At 54.8% G+C, this 23,472-nt stretch carries 15 protein-coding genes; 4 read left to right on the top strand and 11 right to left on the bottom strand.

Annotation, left to right across the window (positions count from 1 at the left end; all coding sequences use genetic code 11):
• Positions 1 to 541 precede the first annotated feature (541 nt).
• The 3 genes from ACQ66Q_RS19480 to ACQ66Q_RS19470 form a co-directional block, all read right to left on the bottom strand.
• Positions 542 to 2,989 (bottom strand): EAL domain-containing protein, encoded by a 2,448-nt coding sequence (locus ACQ66Q_RS19480; RefSeq protein WP_430458309.1) that lies wholly within the window; start codon positions 2,987 to 2,989, stop codon positions 542 to 544.
• Between the two features lie 68 nt (positions 2,990 to 3,057).
• Positions 3,058 to 3,999, bottom strand: coding sequence for a diguanylate cyclase domain-containing protein (locus ACQ66Q_RS19475; protein ID WP_430458308.1), 942 nt, complete (start codon positions 3,997 to 3,999; stop codon positions 3,058 to 3,060).
• Positions 3,999 to 8,783: a PAS domain S-box protein gene (locus ACQ66Q_RS19470; RefSeq protein ID WP_430458307.1), complete on the bottom strand. Its 4,785-nt coding sequence runs from the start codon at positions 8,781 to 8,783 to the stop codon at positions 3,999 to 4,001. The genes ACQ66Q_RS19475 and ACQ66Q_RS19470 overlap by 1 nt, the downstream gene beginning before the upstream one ends.
• Positions 8,784 to 9,083: 300 nt before the next feature.
• On the opposite strand from ACQ66Q_RS19470, the gene ACQ66Q_RS19465 reads away from it, so the two are divergent.
• On the top strand, positions 9,084 to 10,562 hold the full coding sequence (locus ACQ66Q_RS19465; protein WP_430458306.1) for a M20 family peptidase: 1,479 nt from the start codon (positions 9,084 to 9,086) through the stop codon (positions 10,560 to 10,562).
• A gap of 61 nt (positions 10,563 to 10,623) precedes the next feature.
• On the opposite strand, the gene ACQ66Q_RS19460 is transcribed toward ACQ66Q_RS19465, so the two are convergent.
• From ACQ66Q_RS19460 to ACQ66Q_RS19445, 4 genes are all read right to left on the bottom strand, one after another.
• Positions 10,624 to 11,124 (bottom strand): DUF962 domain-containing protein, encoded by a 501-nt coding sequence (locus tag ACQ66Q_RS19460; RefSeq protein WP_430458305.1) that lies wholly within the window; start codon positions 11,122 to 11,124, stop codon positions 10,624 to 10,626.
• 113 nt (positions 11,125 to 11,237) lie between these two features.
• On the bottom strand, positions 11,238 to 11,921 hold the full coding sequence (locus ACQ66Q_RS19455) for a Crp/Fnr family transcriptional regulator (RefSeq protein ID WP_430458304.1): 684 nt from the start codon (positions 11,919 to 11,921) through the stop codon (positions 11,238 to 11,240).
• Between the two features lie 13 nt (positions 11,922 to 11,934).
• The gene (locus ACQ66Q_RS19450) at positions 11,935 to 13,008 is read right to left on the bottom strand and encodes an HDOD domain-containing protein (protein WP_430458303.1); all 1,074 of its coding nucleotides are present in this window, start codon (positions 13,006 to 13,008) and stop codon (positions 11,935 to 11,937) included.
• 228 nt (positions 13,009 to 13,236) lie between these two features.
• A complete protein-coding gene (locus ACQ66Q_RS19445) occupies positions 13,237 to 13,614 on the bottom strand; it encodes a DUF6694 family lipoprotein (protein ID WP_430458302.1) in 378 nt (125 codons plus the stop codon).
• 265 nt (positions 13,615 to 13,879) lie between these two features.
• Here ACQ66Q_RS19445 and ACQ66Q_RS19440 point away from each other — a divergent pair, with 265 nt between their 5' ends.
• On the top strand, positions 13,880 to 14,641 hold the full coding sequence (locus tag ACQ66Q_RS19440) for a hypothetical protein (protein ID WP_430458301.1): 762 nt from the start codon (positions 13,880 to 13,882) through the stop codon (positions 14,639 to 14,641).
• A gap of 101 nt (positions 14,642 to 14,742) precedes the next feature.
• Positions 14,743 to 15,789: an alpha/beta fold hydrolase gene (locus tag ACQ66Q_RS19435; RefSeq protein ID WP_430458300.1), complete on the top strand. Its 1,047-nt coding sequence runs from the start codon at positions 14,743 to 14,745 to the stop codon at positions 15,787 to 15,789.
• A 54-nt stretch (positions 15,790 to 15,843) separates the two neighbouring features.
• Here ACQ66Q_RS19435 and ACQ66Q_RS19430 read toward each other — a convergent pair whose 3' ends face one another.
• From ACQ66Q_RS19430 to agaR, 4 genes are read right to left on the bottom strand one after another with little or no spacing between them, the layout of a single operon-like run.
• A complete protein-coding gene (locus ACQ66Q_RS19430; RefSeq protein ID WP_430458299.1) occupies positions 15,844 to 16,752 on the bottom strand; it encodes an ROK family protein in 909 nt (302 codons plus the stop codon).
• A 5-nt stretch (positions 16,753 to 16,757) separates the two neighbouring features.
• Positions 16,758 to 17,930 carry an SIS domain-containing protein gene (locus ACQ66Q_RS19425; RefSeq protein WP_430458298.1) on the bottom strand — a complete coding sequence of 391 codons (1,173 nt, stop codon included), beginning with the start codon at positions 17,928 to 17,930 and terminating at the stop codon, positions 16,758 to 16,760.
• Positions 17,931 to 17,952: 22 nt separating this feature from the next.
• Positions 17,953 to 19,305, bottom strand: a complete 1,353-nt coding sequence (locus ACQ66Q_RS19420; RefSeq protein WP_430458297.1) for a D-tagatose-bisphosphate aldolase, class II, non-catalytic subunit — start codon at positions 19,303 to 19,305, stop codon at positions 17,953 to 17,955.
• 8 nt (positions 19,306 to 19,313) lie between these two features.
• On the bottom strand, positions 19,314 to 20,090 hold the full coding sequence (agaR, locus tag ACQ66Q_RS19415) for a transcriptional repressor AgaR (RefSeq protein ID WP_430458296.1): 777 nt from the start codon (positions 20,088 to 20,090) through the stop codon (positions 19,314 to 19,316).
• A 455-nt stretch (positions 20,091 to 20,545) separates the two neighbouring features.
• Here agaR and ACQ66Q_RS19410 point away from each other — a divergent pair, with 455 nt between their 5' ends.
• Positions 20,546 to 23,362, top strand: coding sequence for a TonB-dependent receptor (locus tag ACQ66Q_RS19410; protein ID WP_430458295.1), 2,817 nt, complete (start codon positions 20,546 to 20,548; stop codon positions 23,360 to 23,362).
• Positions 23,363 to 23,472 lie beyond the last annotated feature (110 nt).

Below are 23,472 nucleotides of genomic sequence, written 5' to 3'. Positions count from 1 at the left end.
GCCCAAAGCGCCACCAAACGAACCCGCAGGGCAGCGTTTGGCAGCTCTTTCTGCGGCGTTAGTGCTCGTTTGTGTAGAATGACACACTGGGTACCACGTACAGCTCTCGCACTGCCTTGCATGAGCCGGCCACCGCGTGGTGCCAAACTGCTGCAAAAACAAACACTAAACGTCAACACGCCCTAGAGTTTGCAAGCGACAGATGACGGCCAGATGACGGTTGCAACAATGATGGCAGGCCATAAATCTTTCACAGAAATGTCAGAATTTTGCCGCACAACATTGCCAGAATGCGCTCGGCTTCTTCCTGTGGCCCGGCTTAAAAAGGCTGAGTTTGTTGTGTATCCTTGTCCTTGGTCCCTGCAGAATTCTTGGGATCCATCCAGGCAGCGTCTGTTGATGCTGCCTTTTTTATTTGCCATCTGCTGCCATGGTCAGCGCGGCCAGAGTCTGCTTGTTCTGGATGCTAATTGCGGATGCTAATTCCGGACACGCACTAAAGTTGTGCTGCCACGCGGGACTGATTCAGGCAATGATTGATTCAGGGAGTGCCTGTCTGCGGGAAAAACGTCTGCCAGGGTGCCGGATGCCCCAAGCCATAGCCTTGACCATAATGCACACCGATACTACGTAGCAGTACGCAAGTGGCCTCATCGGGCACGAATTCAGCAATGGTCTGAATTTGCATACTGCGGGCAATATCAGCCATGGCCCGTACCATCACTGCATCAGTGGCATTTTGCGTCATCGCTTTGACAAATGAGCCATCGATTTTCAGATAATCCACCGGCAAATGCTTCAGATAAGCAAAGGACGACATGCCAACGCCAAAATCATCCAACGCGAACTTGCAACCAATCTGCCGCAGACTGTCGATAAAACGATTGGCAGCCGCCATATTGGTGATCGCCGCCGTTTCGGTGATCTCAAAACAAATCTTCGCCGCCGGAATGGCAAACAGCTGTAACTGCTGCTGAATAAACGGCAATAAGTCCGGGTCGCTCAGCGACGGGCCTGACAAGTTGATGGCGATTTTGTCCAGCATCGGCAGTTGCGCAGGTGTGGCCGCCAGTTGCTGTAACACCCGGCGGATCACCCAGCGGTCAATCAGGCCCATTAGCCCCTGCTGCTCTGCCAGCGGGATAAACAAGGCCGGACTGACCATAGCGCCATCGGTATCACGTAGCCTCAGCAGCGCTTCGAGGTGCAGCCCCTGCGGTGGCACCGACAGCGACACTATCGGTTGGGCATATAATTCAAAGCGATGCTCGTCCAGCGCGGTATGTAACAACGACAGTAATTGCCGCTGTTGCTGCAAATGGTTCAGTTCAGGCCCATCCGCGTCGACGATAAAATAACGATTGCGGCCCTGATTTTTCGCCAGATAACAGCCGCTGTCAGCGGCCTTTAACAAGTCGGTCAGACTGCCCTGTTCGCCGCCAAGCGCCACCACACCAATACTGGCGCCGATAGTGAAAATCTGTTGATCCCAGCTGAAGCGGAACGCTGCAATACGACTGAGCAGTTGTTGCAAGTGCGTACTGACGGCTGAGATGTTGCGCCCAGCCAGCACCAGACAAAATTCATCGCCGCCGACGCGGGCCAGAATATCGGCGTGGTGCAAATCAATACTGAGCAGACTGGCAACATTGCGCAGCAACTCATCCCCGGCCAGATGGCCGCAGCTGTCATTGATGTGCTTAAACTGGTCCATGTCGATGTAGCATAATGCGCCGCCCTGCGCAGTGGTCAGCAATGCGGCCAGCCGTTGTTCAAACGCATAACGGTTTAACAGGCCGGTTAACTGATCATGCTCTGCCTGATAGCGGATCTGTTGTTGCAGCGCATGCTCGCGGCTGACGTCGCGAAATGTCAGCGCCAGACCCTGTGCCGATTTCACCACCTGCAAGCGCAGCCAGCTGGCATGAATGAGACCAGACGGCTGTGGCAGCACCGCTTCAAACGGTTCGCCGGACTGATCGACGTCAACACAGCGGCGGAAAAACCAGTTGGCACTCAGTTCTTTACACAGCTGCGCCAAGGACTGACCGGCCAGCAGCAGTGATGGATCACACAACTCTGCCGCGACTTTATTACTATGTTGCAGCAGAAAATCCGGCCCGTCCGGCCCCTGACAACGCGCTAGCAGCAAAATTGCATCGAGCGACGCATCAGCGGCGGACTGATACAGTTGCTGGAAACGCCGCACCTGCGCATCTTTGGCGAACTGGCGGTACAACAATAAACCGATACACAAGGCGATCAAACTGCCAATACCGCTCAGCCACCAGCTGGTTTGCCAGATATCAGATTGGCTTTGCACACTGAAATGCCAGCGCCGGCCGGCAAAATCCAGCGGCTGGATGACGACAGGCGCACTGCCTGACAAAGTACCGGATTGATGCAGCACTGCGTCACCGTCCTGCATCAGGAAACTAAGTCCGCCTGCATCCAGTTCACTGGTATACACGCCCAAAATAGTGTTGATATCGAAAAACGCCGCGACATAACCATGCGGTTTGCCTTGCATACTGATAGCGCGCATCACAATCAGACTATGCGGCCGATCGGGCGGGTACAATACGGCAGTGGTCGCGCCGGACGGCACTCCCAGCAGTGTTGGTAAATGTTGTCGCAGCAACTGTTTGCGGTTTTGTGGATCAATCGACCACAACACATGGCCCTGGCGGTCCAATAACGCCAGATCGCGTAAGCCTGGCAGCATTTTTGCCAACGTCACCGCCCGGACATTAAACCAGTCAATTTCATTGGCGCTGGCCACCGGCCAGTGTCCGACCAAATCATCGAGCGCACGTACCCGATCTGCCGCCATAATTTCCAACGCATTGCTGACTTGCTGCGCAACAGTGCGGGCTTTGATTTCACTGGTTTTCTGATTACTGATGCCCAGATAAAACGCGACAGCCAGAATACCCAGCGTGATAACAACAGTAGCGAAACTGGCGACAAGAGCGGGACGACGTTGCATAGACTTCTCCGGTAAACCGGGGCAGTCTATGTCGTCAATATGACAAAAATAAGTCGGTAGTACCGGGGTTAAACCCCGGCCCAGTGGCTGGCCTGCAATTGTGCCCGCCCCTGTTGCTTGGCTTTGTATAACAATTGGTCAGCCTGCTGCAGCAACTGCCGCGGCTGATGCTGTTCCTGCGGTACCGTGCTGGACAGACCGGCGCTCAGTGTAATGATGCCACCGGGAGTTAACGGATGAGGGATCGCCAGCTGAGTAATTTTTTGTAACATATTTTGCGCCAGATACTGCGCGCCGGTCAGATCGGTACGCGGCAATAACACCGCAAATTCTTCACCACCAAACCGCGCCAGTAAGTCGTATGGCCGACCTAAAGCTTGCTGCATCGTGCTGGCAACCTGGCGCAGGCACTCATCACCAGCCAGATGACCAAATTCATCGTTATATTGTTTGAAATAATCGATATCCAGCATCAGTAACGACAGCGGTTCCTGGGCGCGGCAACAAGTGCGCCAGTCCAGTTCCAGTTGCTGGTCAAAACGCCGGCGATTGGCGATCCCGGTCAGACCATCAACCTGTGAGATCCGCCGCAGTAAATCTGCTTGTTGCTTCAGTTGCAGCTGCGTTTTCACCCGGGCCTTGGTAATAATCGGATTCACCGGTTTATGGATAAAATCCACTGCACCGAGCTCAAACCCATGAACTTCGTCCGCTTCATCAAAATGTGACGTGATAAAAATCACCGGAATATCCGCCAGTTCTGGATCAGCTTTTAAGCGTCGGCACACTTCATAACCATCCATGCGCGGCATCACCACATCGAGCAGGATCAGATCCGGGTGCAACTCGTAACATTTCTCCAGTGCCTGTTCACCATTCAGTGCGATGAACACATCAAATTCATGCCGGAACATTTCGTACATCACGCGGATATTCAGCTGATGGTCGTCTACTAATAACAAACGGGGCTGACCGCCCGCTGCAGCATACCATTGGGTGTAATGAGACATCAGTGAACCTTCCTTGTTGGTAATTGCGGCGCCTGTTGTGGCAATGTCAGTTGCTCTAACATATGCAGGGCTGCCGTGAAATTAAGTTTTTCAACCTGCGCAGACAACTCAGCAAAGGCGGGATCCATCGCCGCCAGCCTGGCTGCTAAATCAAGTGCAGTTAAATGTTGTTGGGTCAGTGCCAGTTGCAATTGCGCCACCAATTCAGCCAACGCCGGCTGTTCTGATTGCAAAGATTCTGGCAGGTTCCCGGCCTGCTGCAAGGCCGCAGCGACCTGCGCTTTCAGCTGCGGCTCAATTTCAGCAGTGAACTGTTGCAGGCTTTGTGTCACCAACGCCGCGATCTCCGTCAGATCCGGCGACAGCCCTTGCCGTAACGCCTGACCAGCAGCACGCAGTACCGCCGCCAATTGCACTGCGCCCAAAGTCGCCGCGACGCCCTGTAAAGTATGCAGAACGGCCTGACGGCCGTCATTGTGCGCCGATGCCTCGTACAGCTGACGTTGTTGCTGCCATTCCTGCGGCAACTGAGCCCAGGCTTGCTGCAACAAGCCGGCATTCTGACCAAAGCGCTGCAGCATCTGCGCCAGTGGTTGCAGCACGGCTTGTGGAAACTCCGCATCGAGCGTTGATACCGGCTGCGCTGCGGCCAGCGCCAACTCGTGCCGCTGCTGACACAGCGCCAGTAATTGCGGACATAAGGTTTTCAAATCAATCGGCTTGGCGATATGCGCGTTCATGCCGGCAGCCTGACAAGCAACCTGATCATCGGCAGTGGCATTGGCGGTCATTGCTACTATCGGCAACTGCGCTGCATCAAAGCGCTGACGGATCTGCCGGGTAGCCGCTAACCCATCCATCCCCGGCATTTGTAAATCCATCAGCACCAAATCAAAAGGTTGCTGCTGCACCAGTGCCACCGCCATAAAACCATCCACCGCGAGTGTAACGCGCGCGCCAGCCGACAACAGCAGTTGCTCGGCAACCTGGCGGTTCAGGGCATTGTCTTCGACCACCAGCAGTGACAAGCCCTGCAGCGGCTTTAATGTTGCTTCGGCCGGCGACATCAGCCGATGCTGTCCAGGCTGCAACACCTTTTGCAAACGCTGTTGTAATTGCTGCGGGGTAATAGGTTTGATCAGCACATCGAGCACAGGTTGGTCACTCTGATGAGCCAGCTGCTGCAATACTTCGCTCTCAAATGCGGTGACCATCATCAGTAACGGCGGTGTGCCTTGGTTGCTTTGCTGCAAAATACTGCGCGCCGTTTGCAGGCCATCCATACCCGGCATGCGCCAGTCCAGCAATACCAGTTGATATGGCGAGTCTGTCTGCTGTGCCTGCCGGACTGCCTGTAATGCCGTCTCACCGTCGCTGACGGCAGTTGCCTGACAGCCCAGCTGCTGCAAACTGGCAACCAGACTCTGACGCACCATTGGTTGGTCATCGACCACCAGCACGCGCAGGGCCGCCAGCGCAGATGGCTGCAACATCGGCTGGGCATCCAGCACCGGCAAGTCGAGGTCAAAACTGAAACAACTCCCCTGACCAGGTTCACTCTGCAGCTTCAGCTCTGCCGACATCAGCGCCAGCAAGCGCTGACAAATCACCAGACCCAACCCGGTACCACCAAAACGCCGGCTGATCGAAGCTTCTGCCTGGCTAAAGGCGCTGAACAGACGTTGTTGTTGTGCGCTGGAGATGCCGATGCCACTATCTTCGATGCTAAAACCAAGCCTGACCCGGTCTGGGGTGCCGTCCAGTCGCCGCACACGCAGCTGCACATAGCCTTGCTGGGTAAACTTCAGCGCATTGCCGCCCAGATTGACCAGTACCTGCTGCAGCCGTAACCGATCGGCCAGCACCACCGCCGGCAGGTCCGGCGCCAGGTCGAGTAATAGTTCTACATGTGGATTCTGATGCGTCGCGCCGAGCAACACCGCCACGTCATGGAAAAACGCCGCCAGTGGTAACGGCGCCAGATCCAGCTCAAGCCGGCCCGCATCAATTTTGGAAAAATCGAGAATATTGTTCAGCAGGCCCAACAGCGCCGTAGCCGCAATTTGCGTTTTACTGGCATAGTCGGCCTGTAAATCGCTGAGCGCGGTTTGCTGCAACAACTGCAGCATACCGAGCACTGCATTGAGCGGTGTGCGGATCTCGTGGCTCATATTTGCGAGGAACTGCGTTTTCGCCTGATTGGCTGCATCTGCCTGTTCCTTGGCCTGGCGCAATTCCATTTCCAGCTCGCGCTGCGCGGTAATATCCAGATTGATTCCGGTCATCCGCCACGGGCTGCCGTCCGCTTTACGCTCTACGGTGGCGCCGCCCTGAATGTACCTGACACCATGGTCCGGCGTCACAATGCGAAACACCGGGTCATACAGCAGGACACCGTCCAGTGCCTGTTGCAGGCGCGCTTCGGTCGCGGCCAGATCGTCCGGATGCACCCGCTCCCGCCAGTGCCGATAGTTCAGGCTGCCTTGCGCTAACTGCGGATCCTGCTGATAAATGTCAAACATCCGGCCATTCCACCACAACTCATTGTTATCCGGATGCCAGGTCCAGACACCCAGCCGGGCCACATCCGCCGCGATGCTGAGCTGATCGCGTAACATGGTCAAATCCAACTCTGATTGCAGTTGCTCGCTGAAATCCAGCGCGATCAGCAAGAAGCCCAGCAATTCACAGCTGGTATCGCGGATCGCCGTCAGCGTTAGCAATACCGGGACAGAGCCGCCATCCTGCCCAATCAGCGCACTGCGCCAGGTCTCCGGAGTTCCGGTGCGAGCCAGATGTGCCAACATATCGCTCTGTGTTTCGCCACTGAGCCCTAACTCGCGCGCGCGCAGCGCCAAATCAGCCGGGCTGAGCAATGTGGTTAACTGCGAGCGGCCGGCCACATCGGCGGCTTCAAAACCTAACATCAGTTCGGCGCCGCGGTTAAACAACTGCACCTGACCTTGGCGATCCAGACTGATGATGGCCACTTCCGAAGCGGCACTTAATACGGTGTCAATCAGCTGATGTAATTCGGCACGATGCGCTTCGGCCTGTTTGCGCGCCGTGATGTCACTGGATAAAGCAATATACCGTTCGGTCAGCCCTGCCGCATTGCGTAGCGGCATGATCACCGTATCGTACCAGCGCAGCTCACCACTCTGATGCCGGTTACAGATCTCACCACGCCAGGCCTGCTGTTGACCGATTTGCTGCCAGACCGCCTGCCAGAACAGCGGTGGATGAACCCCGGCATTGACAAGCTGATGCGTCTGTCCGATCAGTTGCTGGCGGCTATAACCAAGACTTTGGCAAAACACCGGATTGACATCGAGGATCCGGCCGGATGGATCGGTTTCCACATACAAAAACTGCGTATTGATGGTTTCAAGCAGAGTTTTATGTTGCCGCAGTGCCTGATCAAGCTGACGTCGGCTCGCAACCAGTTCACCGATATCCCGTATCGTTTTTGCTGCTGCGATGATGCGGCCTTTTTCATCAAACACCGGCGACACATTGACCAGCACATCCAGCAGAGCACCGGATTTGTGTCGGCGCTGGGTGACAAATTGCTTCACACTGTCGCCGTTTCTCAGCTGTTGCAGGATCTGCAACTCCTGATAACCAAGATCTGGCGGAATGATCAATGCGGTCAGCGGCTGACCGACCGCTTCATCCGCATCCCAGCCAAACATTTGCTCAGCGCCCTGATTCCAGCTGGTGACTATGCCCTGCAAATCTTTACCGATAATGGCGTCATTCGAGCTGCGCACAATCGCCGCCAGCCTGCTGCGCTGATCATTAAACTGCTGACGCGACAGATAAATCCGCATCCCCATGCTGGCACTGAGCGTCAACAGTAAGGTCAGCAGCAAGCCGAGCAACACGTGTAACCGGGGTGACGGCAAACCGAGGCTTTGCACATAAGTTGGGTCTGAGCGCAATGTCCATTGCCACTGGCGGCCAAACACCGAAGATTGCAGCACCACTTCAGCGGTCATCACTTGCGAAGACACCATCTCTGGCACTGACTGAAAAAATACCGTCTGATCGCCGGTGATGTCTGCCATCTGCAGATGGACCCCGCGGTTTTGTGGTAAGAGGTCCTGTAACATTTCGCCGGAAATGAGCGGCGCATAACTCCAGCCCTGCAGCATCAGCTGACGCTGCGCCACTGAGTCCGGCGTCACCCATTCGCGATAGACTGGTAATAACATCAAAAACGCTTGCAGCGGCCTGCCGCTAGCCTGTACCAGCGTGACAGGCCCGGTCAGCCGCGGCTCACCACTTTGCATCGCATCCATCGCCGCAGCATACCGGCGGGGCTCGGAGCTGATATCCAGTCCGACTGCGGCGCGATTGCGCGCCAGCGGTTCAATGTACTGAATGATGAAATGTTCATGCGGATGGGCGGCAAGTTCGGTCAACTTAAAATCGGCTGAACCGGTCTGGCGCGCCTGTGCTAAAAACGCTGGCAGTTCAGCAGGCGCGACCCGGTGGATATAGCCAAAACCATGAGCTCCCGGGAATTCGACCGGCAGATCACGGGTTTTGCTATAGCGGGCAAAGCTCTGTTGATTGAGCGCCGGGCCAGCGGTCAGCACATGCCCACGCACACCGCGCAGACCGTATTGATAACGCCGCAGTCTGTCTTCGCTTTGCTGGACCACCTGCCGGGCAACTTCGGTCAGAGCCGTCAGCGTGCGTTGTTGGTTTTGCTGTTCCAGCCAGCCGGCGTACAGCAGGCTGAGCACCACGCCAATGCAACATAAGATGCTGGCCAACCAGAATGGCCAGCCGCTGATACTCCGGGGGCTGCCTTCCCGGCCTGAAACCCTGTGAAACTGCAACATGTGGCTGGTTATCCCCGCTGATCCCTGAGCGGCTGTCATCACTGACCCCGGACTTTTTAAGCTAGCAGAGCCACAGTGGATGTCCACTTTTCGGCTACAAACAAACGGAAAAAGCTGGTGTTGCCGGGCCGAAAACCTTACATTCAATCAAGCGAATGTTGCAGATAACTTCTGGCAATCTGCAGCGAACTAACAATAAAAATTGATAAAAAAACATTCCGGGAACTTCTGATGCTAAAAAAGATAATCTGGACAGCGGCTATAGGGCTGCTGTTATTAGTGGCGGTTCTGGCAGTGCGAACCCTAAGTTTCACCCCAGTGGCGACGACGCCGGTGAACCCGGTTACGCTGAACGTTGATGTGGCAAGCGTCAGCCAGCATTTGTCGGAGGCGATCCGCTTTCAAACCATTTCCTATGACAATAGTGCCAAACGGGATGTGGCAAAATTCCGTCAATTTATTCAGTGGGTACAACAAACTTACCCGCTGCTGCAACAACAGCTGGAGCTGACACCGGTCAATGAACTGACGTTGTTGTACCGCTGGAAAGGCCAGGACAGCAATAAAGCGGCCGTGCTGTTATCGGCTCATTACGATGTGGTGCCGGTCACGCCCGGTACAGAAAAACTGTGGCAACAAGCGCCTTTTTCCGGCGCCATCGCTGACGGATTTGTCTGGGGACGTGGTGCGATGGACGACAAAGGCGCCGCCGTCTCGATGCTCGAAGCGATCACCTTGTTGCTGCAACAAGGATTTCAGCCGCCACATGATGTCTATCTGGCGCTGACGCACGATGAAGAGATCGGCAGCAGCGAAGGTGCCGCAGCGGTCAGTGCCTTGCTGCAGCAACGTCAGGTCAACCTGGCCTGGTCGTTAGACGAAGGTTCATTTGTGTTGCGTCAGATGGTGCCGGGTGTCGCCGCCGATGTGGCCAGTATTAATGTGGCCGAAAAAGGTTTTTTGAATCTGCAGTTAACGGTGCAAAGTCCTGGTGGTCACAGCTCGATGCCACCGGCGCAAACTGCCGTCAGTATTCTGGCTCTCGCGTTGACCCGACTGACCGATCAACCGGTTGCAGGGGGCATTGACGGCCTCACCGCCGACTTTTATGACCAGCTGGGGCCGCATATGGCCTGGTTACAACGCATGCTACTGGCCAATCGCTGGTTGTTTGGCCCGCTGCTGGAACATGAGCTGAGCAAAATACCGACCGCCAATGCCATGCTGAGAACAACGACTGCACCGACGATGCTCACCGGCAGTATCAAAGCCAATGTGCTGCCGCAACAAGCCAGCGCTATTGTCAATTTCCGTCTGCATCCGCGCGACAGCATTGATGCCGTACTGGCACATGCCAGCAAGGTAATTGCAGATCCGCGGGTAGAACTCAGTGTGGTACAGGGCATGGCTGCATCCAGAGTGTCCGATCAACAGGCTATAGGTTTTGCCAGGATCGGTGATGCGGCGCGGCGCGCTTACGCAGCACCGGCCGGAACAGCAACAACAGATTTGATTGTGGTATCAGGCCTGACCATCGGCGGTACCGACAGTCGGATGTATGAAGCCGTCGCCAAAGACAGTTACCGTTTTAACCCGATGTTGCTGACCTCGGCCGAACTCGGCGGTTTTCATGGCAATAATGAACGCATCAGCCAGGACAATCTGCACAAAGCAGTACTGTTTTACCACACGCTGCTAGGCAGTCTTTAAGCGTCATTTCGCTTCATTGATCATCATTGCACAGCAAGCCCGAGCAGGGCTTGCTGCCATTTTAGGTCCGGCGTTGTACCGGACCGGCATCTGCTTCAATTTGTTGTTGTAACGGTTTGGCAAAACCGGCCATAAACGCCCATTCCGCCACAATAAACAACGGTCCAATCAGCAGGCCCATCAGATCATCGACAAACGCCGGCTTTTTGCCCTCAAAATAATGACCAATAAACTGTAAAACCCAACCGATGGCAAACACGGCCACCGACGCCCATAACCATTGTGCTCCCGCCCATTGCACCAGTTGCTGCGACAGCGCATAACACAAGCCACTGAACCCCAGCATCAGCACACCGAATTTCAGATCCAGCACCAGGTAATACAGGTTACTCAGTACAAATAACAGCAAGGCAGCACTGATCGCCGTGCCGAATACAGGAAATGACAACATGCCAAACACACTGATCACAATCAACGGGATGCCGGCAAAGTGCGTCTGAATATTCCGCGGGTCGCGATGGTAGCGCGCATATAAACTGAGTTGTTCTGTCAGGGTCCGCATTGTTTTTCCTTATTTTTATTGATGAGGGTATTGTTGAGACAGCCAATGTACGATCGGTTCTGGCGGGATTCTGTCAGGTACCCGACAATTTGCAATTTGGCAGTTACAGCAGCTCAGGACACCAAAGTGCCGTGTTGTGCCAGCTGCAGCAATGCCGGCCGGTTTAGCACTTCGATGGTGCCGTAACGGGTTTGCAGCAGTCCGGCCTGCGCCAGCTGACGCAGCAGCTGGTTGGTGGTCTGACGCGATAGCGATAGCAACTGGCCTAGCTGCTCCTGCTGCAGCGGGATCTGCAGCTGCTGATCTTGACTGAGCTGACACAGTCGCCGCGCCAGCCGTTGCTGCGCAGGTAACAGCGCCCGGTCTTCCAGCTCGACAAATAACAGCCGAAGTTTTACCGTTAACAGCTGGCCAAAACGCTGCCACCACAGCGGGTCTTGATGTACCAGCTGTTGCAATGCCGCTTTGGGAAATTGCAGCAGCTGACTGTCGGTCAGTGCCTGCACGTCATGGGTACGCGGCATTTGATCAAACCAGGCGATTTCCCCCAGCCATTGCCCCGGCGTCAGCAGTGTCAGCAATGCTTGCTGGCCGGATGGATGTAAGCCGGAGATCAGCAACTGGCCCTGCAACACCACATAAATGCCGCAGAATGGCGCGCCACGGGAAAATAGCGGTTGGCCTGCGCTGAGCACGCGACGCCGGCCTTGTTGCAACAGTTGCTGCTGCTGTGCGTCAGAAAAACCGCCAAACCAGGCATCGGTTTGTAACATGTCGCGTTCAGCAGGGTTCAGCACTGACAAATCCAGTTCAGCCTCCAACAGGGTTGGCAGGCGCTGCCGGCCAATAGGCCCGAAGACCACGAGCAGTCAACACCGCATCCAGCGCTGCGTCCGGCGTTGTAGCAGTTTGACGTTGGCGGGCCAGATACAGACACAGCGCCAGCGGTCGGTCAGCACAAGTGGCCAGTGCCTGCTGTTGTAACAGCAGATCGGCCAGTCCGGGAGCAAAGCCCCATAACGTCAACATGAATGCCCCCGCCTGAGCCGGATCAACGGCACTGATGTCGCCGGTCGCGCCTTGCAACAAAGCCATGCCAAGCTGATGAAACAGTGCCGCGACGACGATTTGCTCTAGCGCCGCATTATCGAGGCCAAGCCACTGCCCCACTTGTCGACAGCTGCTGGCCAATCGTAGCGAAGCCAATTCACTATCGGTGGTGCGATTATCACCGGCTAACGCCGGCGCTACACTGAGCGCCAGTAATAAGCCGTATAGCAAACTGAGACCAAGCCGGCTGATCGCCATCTGCACCGATGCCGTGTCGTGGTTAAATCCCATGTAAGCCGAGTTTGCCAGCTGCAACAACCGCGCACTGAGCACCAGATCCTGCTCAATCACAGCCGCCAGCCGGTCGATCCGTACATCCGGATCCAGCAATAACTGTTGCAGCTGTTGGATCACCGGCGGGATCACTGGTAAATGGGTGCAGGCCAGCAGTTGCTGATGACAGGCGGGCGGCAGTTTGAGCGCTGCCAGGGCCTGCGCGATCTGCATCAGCTGCGGCAATGCCTGTAGTTGCAGCGGTTGTGGATAGAACAAGTGAAAATCAGCGATATACGGCAGCAGTTGCTCGTCCTGACAATCTGGCACTGTCAGCACCCGGATACTTTGACTGCCGAGCACAGCAAGTTCGGCGACGGCTTGCTGTTGCAGCTGATCGACGATCAGTAAGGTCGGGCTTGGCTGGGATTGCAGCGCCTGTGCCGTATCGAATCGAAACAAAGTCCAGCCGGCAGGCAGTTGCGGCGGACTATCATCCGCCATGCCGGGCTGATCATCCGCCGGATACGGTTCGCAAATCCAATAAATCTGACCTGACACGCTCACCTCCGTCTGTGCTGCTGAAGCGCGCTGACTACAGGCGCTTGGTTACAGTCAGCAATGTTGTCGTTGCAACAGATCGATGCAAACCTTCACGGCACCACAACATTCAGCGCTTTCCGCAGGGTTCAACTGCCCCTTCGGACGAGCGTCGCGCTGAACTGTAGAGCCCCTTGCTCCAAGTGTATCGTTTTTTCGCATAACCAGATCAACAGCACCGATTTGGTTTTATTGTAGCCTTTTTGCCTGTTCAATGACCTGCAGATAAGTCAGACCATGAGTCTGCTGGCCAAGAAACTGATAATTAACATGCTTCATGGCACTGTCGCTATGCAATAACGCTGCAGCCTGCTGCTGGCCGGATTGTACCTGAATCTTCACCAGAGCCAACAAGAATTCGGCTTGCTGTGATTGCGGCATACTACGCACAATCCGCTGCACACTCTGTTCTGTGGAGGCTGCGCTGCTGCCATCAATGGTCAGACTTCGATAGGTCTGTGGTGCGCTGCAGGCCTGTAGAGTCAATAATATCAACACCAGTACAGCGCTTTTTATCGCAAGACCAACTCTGATGACATTCCGTCTGATTAATGTGTGTTTTCGCATTCCTTCGACCTCACGCGGATTAATGTTAACAATGTGTACTTTTCAGCTCTTTCTGTTGTAACAAAAAATCTCGTTGTCAACCAGTCAAAGTGCGTGGAAATTTTCCACACAATTTGTAGATCAGTAGCAGCGACCGCTTTGGCCCCTTTGGCGATGGCCGTCTTGATCGTCGCAATAACTATCTAGATGTGTTTGTTGTGATGGAACCTCTGGCCTTCAGGTCGGTCAGACAGCGCTACAGGTGATGTGAAGTCAGGGAAAACTGTTGTTGCAGAACAAGTTAAATTCATTTTTTGCCTTAGTGCTTTGCTCTTTATTGGCACATCTGGCGCTGGTCGCGCTGGTGCTGCAACAGCAGTTTGTCTACCAGCCGCTGCAGACTCTGCCGGCACCATTACAGGTATTTGCGGTAACCCGTGCTCCACAGTTGCCGCCGCCAGTTACGCTGCCTGCTGCAGAACCTGCAGCCAAGCCGCCAGCCCCGACATTCGCGCCGGCGCCACCAAAACAGCCGGAGCCAAAACGAGCAGCGACACGGCCAATTGTCCAAGCGGCCGCAACTCCAGCCAACATCAATCCGGCAAAAATCAGCCCAGCCAGCATCAATCCAGCCAATAGCAACACAGCGCCAGCTCCAACCTCAGCCGCGCCAGCCGACCGGCCGCTTGATCTTTCTGCCGTATTCAGCAGCGTGCAGCAACAGTCGGCGCGCCGGGAATTGTCTGCAGCAGAACTGGCGGCATTATCAGCCCCAAAAACTGAGACAATCACACCATCCCACGCAGTCCGCCGACCAACATTAAAACCAGGTAGCGGCCCCGCCAGCGATGTGCTGGAAACGCTGGCAGACGGTACGCAGCTGGTGCGCGTTGGAAAACAATGTGTGTTAGCCGCGCCCGGCGCCGATCTGCGTAAAGATATTCACAGCATGAAACTGGTTGGTTGTGGCGCCGGTGGCAATAGCGAACAAGATAAAATTGATGCACACTTTGAGCAGGTGATGTCAGGCGTAGGCCAGCACCGCTGAGCAGTAAATTCTCGCCTGCTTATCCCTTTGCCCGTTATCGCGAGTACCCGCACGACGACACTGTTGGCAATTCGTCAATTGTCGTACTGTGAGAACACCTGATGGTCGGTCTGATACTGAAATACCTGTTGTTACTGTCTGCTCTGCTGACCAGCCTGACCCTGGTTGCGTTGCCTGCCGGCTCCCGGCTTTATCCGTTGCCGGATGGCGCCTTACATGTGCGATTGCTGCAACCGGATACATTAACAAACCAAAGTGTCGACACTGCCATTGTGTTCATCGCCGGGCCCAATCAGAACTTCCATGCCGACAGCGCCTGGTTTGCCCTGCTACAACCGTTGCTGGCAAAGCAGTACCGCACTTATGCCGTCGATCGGCAAAGCAGCGGTTTCAGCTCGGACACGCTACGCCCGTCCTATCGCAAATTCGCCACCGATTTGGCCAGAATATTGCCACAGCTGCAGGCCAAAAAGTTTTTGCTGGTCAGCTTTGCCAGTAGCAGTATCACCGCCCGTTTGCTGGCTGATGATCCGGCCATAGCCCCGCGGCTGGCAGGTCTGGTGCTGATTGACCCGGACGTGCCGACCGCCACCGCGCAGGCACTGTACAACGGTTATCCGACGGACTGGTATCGCGCCAATCTCGCAGCGCTGTTACCTGAACTGGCCAAAGGTGTCTGGAATGAGCGCACGGCGCAAAAACTCAGCACAGAACTGATGCATCTGCGTCAGACGGTGCCCGCAGCATTGCAGCCGCAAACCGACTGGGATTATCTACAGCAGATCTTCACAACGCGTCAGCGTATTTCGCGCCAGCAGGCCCGTGCCATTGAAATTGCTGAATATCAGACCGATTTGACGTTGTACAACCAAAGCCCCTGGTTACACAGCCCGGTACCAGTATCAGTGGTGGATGGTGATTTTGAAGCGCCGCTGATCGCCGCAGCGACTGAGGATAAAGCCTTGCTGCAGCGCTGGCGCCAAGAGGGACTGGACTGGGGGAAAACTTTGGCCGGCAATAGCGGTGGCAATTATCTGGCATTGGCAGGCACTGAACATCTGTTGATGTTCAGTGCCGGCCCAGCGCTGGCCGATTTCATTAACCTGCTGATGGCTGCCGCGATCGCAACAAAAACAGCGTCCCGCTAATGCCCTAGCTCTGGCGGTTACAGCACACGCGGTTACAGATAATGACATCGCATTTCAGGCTGCCAGCCGGGCGCCCAGAATCGCCGCGCCACGTTCACCGCTGGCGGCGCCATATTCGGCCCGGCGCACCGGCGGTACCGTCACGCCACTGAATAAATGCCGGCCAATCGCGCCAGGCAAGGCCTGGAATATTTCATCAATGTCGGACAAGCCGCCACCAATCACCAGCACGTCCGGATCATACGCCAGCACTTGGGCTGCCAAAGCAGCGCCGAGGGCATCGAGATAACAGGCAAAACAATGTTGTGCCACCGGTTCGGCACGGCGCAGCGCCTGCAGCCAGTCGTAAGTGGTGTTGTCCTGCTGACTGAAATGGCTGTACAGCCGCGCGAGACCTGTCCCGGAAATGTACGTTTCGGCGCAACCATCCAGACCGCAACCACAGCGATACAGCGGCAACTGATATTGCATCAGCACACGCGCAGCAATGGACTGATGCCCGAGCTCACCGGCCAGCTGATGGCGGCCCTGATAAATCTGACCGTCAACACATAAACCGCCGCCGGCACCTGTGCCGAGAATAACGCCAAACACCCTGCTGAAGCCGCGGCCCGCGCCTAATAACGCTTCTGATAACACAAACAGCCGGCAGTCATTGCCAATCGCCACCGGTCGTTGCAATAGTGCGGTCAGATCAACACCAACCTGCTGTTGATTCAGACAGGCTACATTCGACGAGATCACCAGCCCCTGTGCTGCCACGACACCTGGCAGCGCGATACCAACTGGGGCTTTTGCACCAAATTTGGCATCAGCCAACTCGATCTGCGCCTGCACGGTGTCGAGAAACTCGACGTAGTCCGTGGTCGGGGTCGGCACACGCCAGCGTTCGGCCAGCACAAACTGCTCATCAAAGACGGCGATTTCGATTTTGGTGCCACCAATATCCAGGCCATAAATCATCTGGCTCACTCCGTGTCTGCGCTGGGCGAAAATGGATACAAGGTCACGCCCTGCACTACCCGATTCACTTCACCGGTCGGGCACGGATTGTCCGGCGAAATCCCCAGCTGCAGCGCCTTAAAAAAAGCCAGTGCCTGACAATACACAATCAGTGGCAGCGCCAGCCAGGCATCCAACAGTACGTCACCGCCTTTATAGCTGTCGGCATGCAACAAAGTGGTATAAGCCGCCCGGCGGTCTCGCGTCACTTCTTCAAATAAATCAATGTCATACTTTGCTGTATAACCGTCGTTGGATCGCAGAATAAACACCTGCGTCTGCGCATTCACCACTGATTTCGGCCCGTGGCGAAAACCTAGCGTGCTTTCATAAAAGCTGGTGATTTGGCCAGCGGTCAGTTCCAGGTATTTCAGCGCCGCTTCCCGCGCAATGCCGGCCAGCACGCCGGAGCCCACAAACACCACGCGCTCGGCTGGCAATTCAGCCTGATGGCGGATCGCAGAGCATTGTGCCAACAGCTGTTCAGTCACGGCGACCGTGCTTTGCAGCTGCACGGCATCCGGACAAAACAGCCACAAGGTCGCCAGATACATACCGGTAAAGCTGCTGGTCATGGCAAAACTGCGGTCATGACAGGCGTCCGGCAGTTGTAACACCGCACTTTGCCGGTGTTGTTTGCCATATTGCGCCAGCTGGCCATCAGCATTACAGGTGATCACCAGGTGCCGGCAATCCGGTAACAGCTGATCTGCCAGCTGCACCGCTTTCAGACTTTCCGGGCTATTGCCGGAACGGCCAAAACTGACCAATAAAGTAGGCTGATCAGCATGGAAATATTGCGCCGGATTGCTGACCAGATCTGTAGTGCTGATCGCCTCCAGTCGCTGCGTGTTTAACGGCGATTGTGCTGCCAGCTGCGACGCCAAATGTGGTAACAACGCCTGACCGATATAGGCCGAGGTACCGGCGCCGGTCAGAATGATCCGCAGGCGCGGTTCGGCCAGTTGCCCCTGCAGATAATGATTCAGCGCAGTATCTGCGTTGATTTGCGTGACAATTTGCTGCCATAGCGCCGGCTGCTGGGCAATTTCACGCGCCGTCCACTGTGCTGCAGCCTCACGCAGCGCGTTGCTGCCAAGACCAAGCCAACGATCATCCGATAAATTAACAAGTCCCACGGCCATTCTCCTGTACTACTTTTCAGGCGGCTTCTGCACGCTGTGCATTGACGCGACAATCACCAGCCAGACCACAGGCACTGGCATACATCTTCAACACCAGACCGATGTGGTGCTGCAGTAGAGCTTCTGGCGCACTGCTCAGCTCGCCGCTTAGTTCGCCGTTTAGCAGCGCCTGATATTGCAGCGGCATAAACTGACTGAGCAGCGGCAACGGTATTGCCACGCTACTTAGGTTTTGCAGCAGACGGTTGACCGCCTGTTGCAGCTCAGGCTGCTGCCAGTAGTAGCGGATGCGGTCGCTGAAGCTGTATTGCCGCAGCAGTTGCTGCTCGACGGCATTGCCCGGATAAAATTTCTGCCAGTGCGCCGGCTGCAGTTGCATCACGCGTTCAGACACGGCGATCAGGTGCGACTGCTGTTCCACCGGCACCAGCTGCTGTTCGATGTAACAGAGCGCAAATAAGGCTTCACGCAGCGCAAAGGTCAGCTGCGGCCCGACTTTGAGAATGGCAAAATGCTGCTGCACCAGTTGCTGATAGCGGCTTTGCGGTTGGAAATCGGTCGAATGCGCTTCAAACACCAGCTGTGGGTCTTTGGCAATAAAATCAGCCAGTTCTGTACTTGCGACCGCGTCAAAGGCATGCACCTGAGTGTTATCAAACTCGACACCGGGTTGTACCACCACCGCGATGACTTTCTGCCAGACATTAACGCCAAGCCCCAGCGCGGCAAACGCCTGCTGATGCAGGTTGATGGTATGCGCCACATTAGCCACCGGCGTTGGTTGCAGTTGATGCTCCAGTGTCGCAACACCACCTGGCGCCGGCACTTCAGTGCCAATGACGTAACAAAGCTGAGCCGGGGCCGGCAGGCTGGCAGTTTCGGCCATGCTGGCGGCAGTCTGCTCGGCAACCTGACACAACCGGGCGGCGCGTCCGGCGATGAGCGCATCCGGCAGCGGCTTGGGATCATCAGCACAAGGCATGCTGGTGTCGAGGTGAATTTTGCCAAAACCGGCACGGACATAAGCTTCAATCAGCGTTTCCGCTTTGGCCATGGCCTCAGCGGCTGGCAGTGCAGTCCAGCAAACCGGACCTAAATGATCACCACCAAAGCAGAGTTGTTGCTGCGACAGCCCAAGCGCTGTCGCCATACCTTCGACGAATTGAATAAAATCAGACGGTTGCATACCGGTGTAACCGCCGTCCTGATTGACCTGATTGGCAGTTGCCTCAATCAGCAGCAAGGAGTTATCCGCTTTGGCCTGTTGGATGGCCGCCCGAAGCACCATCGGGTGCGCCGAACAAACCGCATATATTCCTTTGCTCTGGCCTTGTTTATTCGCCCTGAGCAATTCAAGCAAAGCGTTCATATCTCTCCTTATGGACTGATGATATGCACCTGCACCCCCATTCTGGTCAGCTCTTCCACATACTGCGGCGGAATGCCAGCGTCTGTTACTAGGGTGTGCACTTGCATGGCACTGCAAATCAGATGAAAACCACGGCGTTCGAACTTGGATGAATCGGTGACCACAACCACTTCGCGGGCCACTTCACACATCAGCCGGTTTAACGTGGCTTCCGCTTCAAAATGGGTCGACAAGCCGGTTTTTAAGTCAAAGCCGTCAACGCCCAAAACTACTTTGTCGAATTGATAGTGCTTCAGTGCCTGTTCGGCCTGCGCACCATAAAACGACATCGATTTTTTCCTGAGCGTGCCGCCGGTCATCATCACTTCGACTTTGTCGACCTGCGACAACTCCAGCGCGATATTCAGACCATTGGTCATCACAATCAGGTTTTTGTGTTCGCGTAAATTCGCTGCCACTTCTTCGGTCGTGGTGCCGGAATCGAGGATGATGCGTTCATCATCTTTAATCAGCGCCGCTGCAGCACGGCCCAGCCGCTGCTTTAATTCCGAATGTTTTTGTCGTTTCTCTTTTAACGACAACTCCCGGCTCAGGTCATCGTTGACCATGGCGCCGCCACGCGAGCGCACCAGCAATCTTTTGCTGTCCAGCACCGCCAAATCGCTGCGGATCGTCACTTCAGACACACCAAAGCGTTGTGACAACTCCGTCACTGACACTTTGCCCTGCAGGTTGGTCAGCCGGACAATTTCCTGCTGTCGTTCAATGGTATTTAAGGTTTCCACCTCATCTCCCTGCCCACTGTCGGGCTGTTGCGTTGTACCTTACCAGCAAAAACAAAACTTTCAATATCTTTCGATTCATTTCTTTTGCTGCATTTTCAGTAAATCCTGCTGATATTTAAAAGTCTAAATGAGCAAATCGCAATAAAGAAAATTTAAATATCAATTAAAAATCAGATGTTTATATATAACTCTGGCAATTCCACAATCATACCAGCATAACTTTCAGATCTATTCGAAGCTGATTTTAGCGTCAAATCTTCTAAACGAAAACAAAATATATCTTGCGAATGTTTTCGATTCAGCATTATAAAGAACCTCGAAAGGTTTTGATTGCTGTCGTAATCGCCAAACTGTCATCAAACTGTGCTTTCACAGCAGTTTACGCCAACTGACGTCCTGACGATATCTGCTTTCGGAATTTTCAAAACAATAAATAACCACAGCGTGGAGGGACTATGTCACAGGGTAAATTTCGTTATCACCAGCTGGCGCAGCTGGTGATGCTGGCCGTACTGGCACCGCAGCAGGCTTTCGCGGCCGACGCGGACAGCGACAAACAAAAGCAGAAGAAAGCCAAAACCGAGCAGGTCGAAAAGATCCAGGTCACCGGTATTCGCAGCAGTATTAAAGAAGCGCTGTTTATAAAGCAAAACGCCGTGTCGGTGATTGACGTCGTCGTCGCCGAAGATATCGGTAAATTTCCTGACGAAAACCTGGCCGAAGCCCTGCAGCGCGTACCTGGTATCACCATTACCCGTAACGGCGGCGAAGGTCAGAAAGTCATTGTGCGCGGCATGGGCGATGGCTATAACGTGACGACCGTCAACGGCCGGCGTGTGGCCTCAGAAAACAGCGGCCGCGATTTTAACTACGACACCATCGCCTCTGAATTGGTCAATTCCATCGCGGTGTATAAATCACCGGAAGCACGCTTGCAAGAAGGTGGGATCGGCGCAGTCGTCGACATCCAGACCCGCAAACCACTGGATTTAGAAGGTTTTACCCTGACCGGTTCTGCCAAAGGCGTCTATGAAAGCCGTACCGGCGATACCCAGCCGCATGCATCTTTTCTGGTCGGTGATTTATTTGAAGATGGCAAACTCGGCGTCATTTTCACCGGGGCCTATTCTGAACGCACCATCCGCAACGACACTTATTCCGCCGCTGGTTTTTATGACGAACAGGAAGGCGTCACCGAAGCCACGCTGCCGATCGATAAAAACAATGACGGCAAAATTGACCAGGCCAACGAATTATTCCCGTCCAAAATCCCGGCTTATATGTATTACGCCAACGCGCAGGACGTGCGCGAACGGATGGGCGGCACGCTGTCACTGCAATATCAGCCGAACGACTGGATTGACCTGAGTCTGGATACTATCTACTCGCGTTACACCACCAACGGCAATCGCTACCAGATTGGCTTTGTGAACTATGACGAAGACTGGACGCCAGGCACTCCGCTATTTAGCAACGCCACTTTTGGCAATGACGGCCGGGTCCTTTCGGTCACTCAGACTGCCAATCCGATGGTGGAGCTGCTGAACTTAAGCACGCCACGCAAAACAGACACCTGGCAGGTCGGTGCCAATGCCAAATTTCAACTCAGTGACGCGCTCAGTGTCACGGCCGATGTCTCCAGCTCAGAAGCCAAAGATCAAAACAACGGCGACAACCGCTTTATCGTCGCCCGTGGTTTTGTTGACTCAATCAAAATCGACTACAGCAAAAACAATAAATTGCCGGACGTGACGATTGCCCCGGCACTGAATGCCGACCAAACCTACGGTGCGCATTACAGTTACAACAGCGGCACCGGCGTGACGGATAAAGTCGACGAAGCCAAGTTAATCGGTCAGTACAAAATCGACGATTCAGTGCTGACACAGCTGGATTTTGGTGTGACTTACGGCAAACAAAGCAAAGGCCGCAGCGAATATTCGTCAAAAAATGCCAGCCAGTTCAGTCGCGGTGGTTTTTACCTGGCCCGTGATAAATACACTTTTGACGCCAGCTCGGTATTTAAACAAGGCGATTTTGAGCTGTTCCGTATTCCAAAATCGGTGTTTGTCGCGCCGAATTTCGACAACTTCCTTGAAGGCGAAAACAGCATCCAACCCAATCCGTGGCCAAGTTTTGACTACGACAAACTGTTAGCCTTTTACCGTTCTATCAGCGCTGAAGCGGCAGATAAAAGCATCGTCGCGAGCTTAAATCAGGCAGGCGCTTTTGAAGTCAGTGAAGCCGTGACTGCAGCCTTTATTCAGGCGAATTTTGAAGACACGCTGTTTGGCCTGCCCTACTCGCTGAACCTGGGTCTGCGTCAAAGCAAAACCGAAGTCACCAGTGAAGGTTATTCTTATGACTTCAGCAAGTTACAATTAGATAGCGCCGGTCAGCCGACCAATAACGACTGGCGCACTGTGAAACGCATCAGTTACGAAGGCAGCTACAATAAGCTGTTACCGAGCATGAACTTTAAGCTAAGCCTGCAGGATGATTTACAGTTGCGCGTGTCGGCCGCAGAAGTGATGAGCCGCCCAAGTCTGGACCAGCTCAAACCCTGGGCCGCACCCAACTTCAGTACTAAGGTCAACGGCCTGCCACAACTGGACGTGCGGTATCCGGGTCTGGCGCCTGAACTCGCCAAGCAATATGACGTCACGCTGGAATGGTATCTGGCCGACAGCTCGCAGCTGGCTTTAGGCTATTTTGTCAAAGACATCGACGCCTTTATCGAAACGAAAAAAGGCAAAATCAACTTCGGTGGCATCGACTACTGGGGTACTTACGCCTCATCCGGTCAATACGGTGCCAACATCAATGGTTTAGAAGCAGCGTGGCAACAATCACTGGAACAATGGTTACCGTCGCCGTTTGATGGTTTTGGCATCCAGCTGAACTATACCTATGTCGACAGCAAGTTTGACGACCCTAAACTGAAAAACCTGTCGTACACCGGGATGTCGAAAGACTCCTACAACGCGGTGGTTTATTACGAAAAATATGGTGTGCAGGCACGATTGGCTTACAACTGGCGCAGCAAGTTCCTCAGCTACCCTGGTGATTGGGGTGGTGACAGCTGGACTGCGGCTTATGGCCAGCTGGATGCGAGCGCCAGCTACGACATCAACGAACACCTGACGGTGTACAGCGAAGTGTCGAACCTGACCAACGAGCGGTATTGGGGTTATGTCAAACAACCGGATCAGGTGAACTGGCTGGAACGGTTTGGCACCCAGGTGGCGGTTGGTGTACGCGGCAACTTCTGATGCCACGCAGCTAGCCCGATGCTGGCATGGCCAGTTGTAAACAAGTTGTAGGCTGCCCGGCTTTCGGGCAGCATCATTCGATGCCGCCGTTCCGGGCGGCACTGCTTTAT

It is taken from the genome of Rheinheimera sp. (assembly GCF_965283995.1).
Taxonomy (GTDB): domain Bacteria; phylum Pseudomonadota; class Gammaproteobacteria; order Enterobacterales; family Alteromonadaceae; genus Pararheinheimera.
Note: the sequence above shows the minus strand (reverse complement) of the source record. Positions and strands in the feature narration are given on the sequence as shown.

What these genes read in the sequence shown, in the direction of transcription:
- ACQ66Q_RS19465 (WP_430458306.1), top strand. Translation starts at nt 9,084, where the DNA reads ATGCTAAAAAAGATAATCTGGACAGCGGCTATAGGGCTGCTGTTATTA.
- ACQ66Q_RS19420 (WP_430458297.1), bottom strand. Translation starts at nt 19,305, where the DNA reads ATGAACGCTTTGCTTGAATTGCTCAGGGCGAATAAACAAGGCCAGAGC.
- ACQ66Q_RS19430 (WP_430458299.1), bottom strand. Translation starts at nt 16,752, where the DNA reads ATGATTTATGGCCTGGATATTGGTGGCACCAAAATCGAAATCGCCGTC.
- ACQ66Q_RS19460 (WP_430458305.1), bottom strand. Translation starts at nt 11,124, where the DNA reads ATGCGGACCCTGACAGAACAACTCAGTTTATATGCGCGCTACCATCGC.
- ACQ66Q_RS19480 (WP_430458309.1), bottom strand. Translation starts at nt 2,989, where the DNA reads ATGCAACGTCGTCCCGCTCTTGTCGCCAGTTTCGCTACTGTTGTTATC.
- ACQ66Q_RS19410 (WP_430458295.1), top strand. Translation starts at nt 20,546, where the DNA reads ATGTCACAGGGTAAATTTCGTTATCACCAGCTGGCGCAGCTGGTGATG.
- ACQ66Q_RS19435 (WP_430458300.1), top strand. Translation starts at nt 14,743, where the DNA reads ATGGTCGGTCTGATACTGAAATACCTGTTGTTACTGTCTGCTCTGCTG.
- ACQ66Q_RS19475 (WP_430458308.1), bottom strand. Translation starts at nt 3,999, where the DNA reads ATGTCTCATTACACCCAATGGTATGCTGCAGCGGGCGGTCAGCCCCGT.
- ACQ66Q_RS19445 (WP_430458302.1), bottom strand. Translation starts at nt 13,614, where the DNA reads ATGCGAAAACACACATTAATCAGACGGAATGTCATCAGAGTTGGTCTT.